The organism is Arthrobacter sp. HMWF013 (assembly GCF_003061105.1).
In the GTDB taxonomy this organism is placed as follows: Bacteria; Actinomycetota; Actinomycetes; order Actinomycetales; family Micrococcaceae; genus Arthrobacter.
The window spans coordinates 1-4,662 of the sequence record NZ_QAIQ01000401.1 but is presented as its reverse complement, the minus strand read 5'-3'; the positions used below and the strand labels follow the sequence as shown (position 1 = coordinate 4,662).

The window sequence follows — 4,662 nt, the reverse complement described above, 5'->3', positions numbered from 1 at the left end:
CCTCAGGCTTCAGCAGCGTCAGACAGTTCAACGAAACCATGGTGGAGGTCTTCGCCATGACCCCTACCGCACTGCGCTCCACCGCCCGGCACCACCCGGCAACGGCCGCCGCCGCCTCACTGACGCTCAGCCTCCCCTACCGCGAACCGTTCGATCCCGGTGTCTTTTCCTTCCTGGCTGTCAGGGCCATTCCGGGGATCGAGTCGGGGACGCCGACGTCGTACGCCCGGACGCTGCGGCTCCCCCACGGTGACGCGCGCTTCAGTGTGGAGTACGACGACGGCGCCGCCGGGCGGCCGCTGACCCTCACGATCGGCGCGGTGGATCTGCGGGACCTGCCTGCGCTGCTGAGCCGGGTACGCCGGCTCTTTGACCTTGATGCGGATCCCGTGGCGATCGACGACGCTTTGGCAGCCGATCCGCGCCTTGCCGCCTCGGTTGGCGCTGTCCCTGGCATCCGGCTCCCCGGTGCGGTGGCCCCCCAGGAGCTCCTGGTGCGGGCCATGATCGGGCAGCAGGTCACCGTCGCGGCCGCCCGGACGGCACTGACGCAACTATCGGCGTCCGGCAGCCCGTGTGCCGTCCCGATTGATGGACTCGACCGGCTCTTCCCCACCGCGGAAAAGATCGCCGCAGAGGGCTACACGCTGCTGCGCGGACCACAGCGCCGGATTGATGCCGTGCGGGCGGCCGCGTCAGCCATGGCGTCCGGCGTGCTGGATTTTGGCTACGGCGACGACCTGCCGGGCCTGACCGCCAAGCTGCTTCCCCTTGCCGGGGTAGGCCCGTGGACGGTGGGCTACGTGGCAATGCGCGTCCTGGGCGCACCTGACGTGTTCCTGGCCAACGACGCGGCGGTACGGAACGGCATCCGGGCCCTCGCCACACGCGCGGGGCTGGACACCGTGCCGGCCGGTGGCGCCGCTGACCCGGAATTCCGCCACGTGAGCCCTTGGCGGTCCTATGCCACGATGCACCTGTGGCGTGCTGCGGCCGCACCAAAAACCTCCTCCCGCCCGGACACCATACTTGCGAAAAATGTTCCAGAGAAAGCGATGCCATGAAAGCCCAGCTGCTGCAGATGTCCACCCCGGACGGCCCGTTCACCATCCTTGCCCGGGACGGCGTGGTGCTGGCCTCCGGCTGGACGGCCGAACCCGGCGAGCTGACCGGGCAGATCCACCCGGAGCTGCGTCCGGCGGATGTTGAGGCCGTCACTGACCTGGGGCCGATTTCCCGTGCCGTGGAGGCCTTCTACGCCGGCGACCCGGCACCGGCCATGGCTGTGCCCGTCCAGCAGAAATCCGGACCGTTCCGCGCTCACGCCTGGGACGTTCTGAGGACAGTCCGTCCCGGCGCGCCGGTGACCTACACGGAATACGCCGAACTGTCCGGAAATCCCAAAGCCGTTCGGGCAGCCGCCAGTGCCTGCGCCTTTAATGCTGCGGCGTTGTTTGTGCCGTGCCACCGGGTGATCCGGACAGACGGTTCCCTGGGCGGCTTCCGTTGGGGCCTCGCCATCAAGGAAAGCCTGCTGGCCCGTGAGGCCGGAACACCCTAGCTGAGCAGATTTCCGTCCGGACCGAAGCGGTGCCGGATGTGGCGGCGGTCATGTCTGGCCTGCCAGAATTCGATCTCTGAAGGTTGCAGGGCGTACAGCTGCCACTGGGCGTTGGTGCTGCCGTCTGCCCCGGGCCGGGCATCCCAGTCCGCCGCTGAGGCTTCTGCGGAGAGCTCCACCACCGTTCCGGCCACCCGGACCTGGCGCCCCTGCTCCGGCCAGAAGAAGTTCAGTGCCGCCTGGGGGTTGAGCGAGAGTTCCCTGCCCTTTCGCGAGGTGCGGGCCGTGGCGAACTGCCAGCCGTCGTCGTCGATGTCCTTCAGAATGAGCATCCTGGACGATGGCTGCCCGGAGCTGTCCGCGGTGGCCAAGCTGCAGGCATGCGGCTGCAGCACACTGGCTGCGAGCGCTTCGTCCAGCCACTGCCTGAACAGCGCCGCCGGGTCCGCCGGCGCCGTCTCCGGGTCGAAGGACGGCAGGTCGGACGGGAAGTCCGGCAGGGCACGGAGTCTGTCGCGGAAGGATTCACTCATGCCCCCACCCTAAGCCGCGCAGCGCCGCAGGATAACCGCCGGCAACGCACAACGCTCTCTCACTTGATGCGCTGATATCGGCAATGCTCTCTCACTTTCTTGAGGAAAGTGAGAGAGCATTGAACCAAAAAGATGCATCAAATGAGAGAGCGTGTGGACTGCTAGCGCGCGTACTCCCGCACACCGGCCAGCTCGGCTTCCAGCGCAACCAGCTGGCGTTCGACGGCGGCCGGTGCGGTACCGCCCTGGGAGTTGCGGCTGTTGAGCGAGCCCTCGGTGGACAGGACCGTCCGGACCTCCGGGGTCAGGTGCTCCGAGATGGCGGCGTATTCCTCATCCGTCAGGTCCCACAGCTCCACATCGCGGCTTTCGGCCTGCTTGACGGCTGCTCCGGAGAGCTCATGGGCCTCGCGGAACGGAACCCCCTGCCGGACCAGCCATTCGGCGATGTCCGTGGCCAGCGCAAAGCCCTGCGGTGCCAATGACTCCATCCGTTCGGTGTTGAACTTCAGCGTCGCGATCATGCCCGAGACAGCCGGAAGCAGCAGCTCCAGGGTGTCGGCGGCGTCGAAGACCGGCTCTTTATCTTCCTGCAGGTCGCGGTTGTACGCGAGCGGCAGGCCCTTGAGCGTAGCCAGCAGCCCGGTCAGGTTGCCGATCAGGCGGCCCGCCTTGCCGCGCGCCAGCTCTGCAACATCCGGGTTCTTCTTCTGCGGCATGATCGAGGAGCCGGTGGAGTACGAATCGTGCAGGGTCACAAAGGAGAACTCCTTGGTGGCCCACAGGATGACTTCCTCCGACACGCGGGACAGGTCGACGCCGATCATGGCCGTCACCCAGGCGAACTCGGCAAAGACGTCGCGGGAAGCGGTGCCGTCGATCGAGTTGTGCGTGGCTGAGAAGAACCCGAGGTCCGCCGCCACCGCTTCAGGATCCAGTCCCAGCGAAGATCCCGCCAGGGCGCCTGAGCCGTAAGGCGAAACCCCGGCGCGCTTGTCCCAGTCCTGCAGCCGCTGCACGTCGCGCAGCAGAGCCCAGGCATGGGCGAGCAGGTGGTGGCTGAGCAGGACCGGCTGGGCATGCTGCAGGTGGGTCCGGCCGGGCATGGCCACACCCTGGTGCGCCTTGGCCTGGTCCACCAGTGCCTCGATCGTGGCGAGCACGCCGCGCGCGATGATCCGGGCATGGTCGCGCAGGAACATCCGTCCCAGCGTGGCCACCTGGTCGTTGCGCGAACGGCCGGCGCGGAGCTTGCCGCCCAGCTGGGTCCCGGCGCGCTCGATCAGTCCGCGTTCCAGCGAGCCGTGCACATCCTCATCGGATTCCGCCGGCAGGTACGCCCCGGACGCAACGTCCTCGTCCAGCTGCTTCAGCGCTGCCAGCATGCCGTCGAGCTCAGCGACGTCCAGCAGGCCGGCCTTGTGCAGCACGCGGGCGTGCGCCATGGAACCGGCGATGTCGTAGCGGGCCAGCCGCCAGTCAAAGTGCGTGGACTTGCTCAGTGCCGCGAGGGCATCTGCGGGGCCACCGGCAAAGCGGCCGCCCCACAGTGCACCTTCGTTTGTAGCGGAAGCCACTTACTGGCCTGCGACGCGGATATCGCGGCCGGACGCGACCTTCGCGGACATGCCCCACAGCTCGATGAAGCCGCGGGCCATGGACTGGTCGAAGGTGTCGCCGGTGTCGTAGGTGGCGAGGTCGAAGTCGTAGAGCGAGGTCTCGGAGCGGCGTCCGTTGACGATCGCCTGGCCGCCGTGCAGGGTCATGCGGATGTCACCTGAAACATACTTCTGGGTGTCTTCGATGAAGGCGTCCAGCGAACGCTTGAGCGGTGAGAACCACTGGCCGTCGTACACCAGCTCGGCCCAGCGCTGGCCAACAGTTGCCTTGAAGCGGGCCTGCTCGCGCTCCACCGTGATGTCCTCAAGGTGCTTGTGCGCCGTGATGAGGGCCATGGCGCCGGGGGCCTCGTAGATTTCGCGGGACTTGATGCCCACGAGGCGGTCCTCGACGACGTCGATACGGCCAACACCCTGGGCGCCGGCGCGGCGGTTCAGTTCCTTGATGGCCTGCAGCGGGGTGACCTTGACGCCGTCGATCGCTACCGGGATGCCGGCTTCGAAGGAGATGGTGACCTCATCCGGTGCCGGCGGGAACTCCGGGGTGGCGGTGTAGTCGTAGATGTCCTTCGTGGGCGCGTTCCAGATGTCCTCGAGGTAACCGGTTTCGACGGCGCGGCCCCAGACGTTCTGGTCGATCGAGTACGGGTTCTTCTTGGTGGTCTCGATCGGCAGTCCCTTTTCCTCGGCGAAGGCGATGGCCTTGTCGCGGGTCAGGGCGAGGTCGCGGACCGGGGCGATGCACTTCAGGTCCGGGCCGAGGGTCTGGATGCCGACCTCAAAGCGGACCTGGTCGTTGCCCTTGCCGGTGCAGCCGTGCGCAACCGTGGTGGCGCCGAATTCGCGGGCGGCCTTGACCAGGTGCTTGACGATGACGGGCCGGGAGATGGCGGAGACCAGCGGGTAGTGGCCCTGGTAGAGGGCGTTGGCCTTCAGCGTGGGCATGCAG

At 67.5% G+C, this 4,662-nt stretch carries 5 protein-coding genes; 2 read left to right on the top strand and 3 right to left on the bottom strand.

The window, feature by feature from the left end:
* Both DBR22_RS14885 and DBR22_RS14880 read left to right on the top strand, forming a co-directional pair.
* A partial coding sequence (locus DBR22_RS14885) for a DNA-3-methyladenine glycosylase family protein (RefSeq protein WP_108599668.1) occupies positions 1-1,064 on the top strand: 1,064 nt, incomplete at its 5' end.
* Positions 1,061-1,561 (top strand): methylated-DNA--[protein]-cysteine S-methyltransferase, encoded by a 501-nt coding sequence (locus tag DBR22_RS14880; protein ID WP_108599666.1) that lies wholly within the window; start codon positions 1,061-1,063, stop codon positions 1,559-1,561. The genes DBR22_RS14885 and DBR22_RS14880, both read left to right, overlap by 4 nt.
* Here DBR22_RS14880 and DBR22_RS14875 read toward each other — a convergent pair.
* The 3 genes from DBR22_RS14875 to DBR22_RS14865 form a co-directional block, all read right to left on the bottom strand.
* Positions 1,558-2,094 (bottom strand): pyridoxine/pyridoxamine 5'-phosphate oxidase, encoded by a 537-nt coding sequence (locus DBR22_RS14875; RefSeq protein ID WP_108599665.1) that lies wholly within the window; start codon positions 2,092-2,094, stop codon positions 1,558-1,560. The genes DBR22_RS14880 and DBR22_RS14875 overlap by 4 nt on opposite strands.
* Positions 2,095-2,255: 161 nt before the next feature.
* Positions 2,256-3,671, bottom strand: coding sequence for an argininosuccinate lyase (gene argH, locus DBR22_RS14870; RefSeq protein ID WP_108599664.1), 1,416 nt, complete (start codon positions 3,669-3,671; stop codon positions 2,256-2,258).
* Positions 3,672-4,662: argininosuccinate synthase (locus DBR22_RS14865; protein ID WP_108599667.1), on the bottom strand; the 991-nt coding region annotated here is incomplete at its 5' end.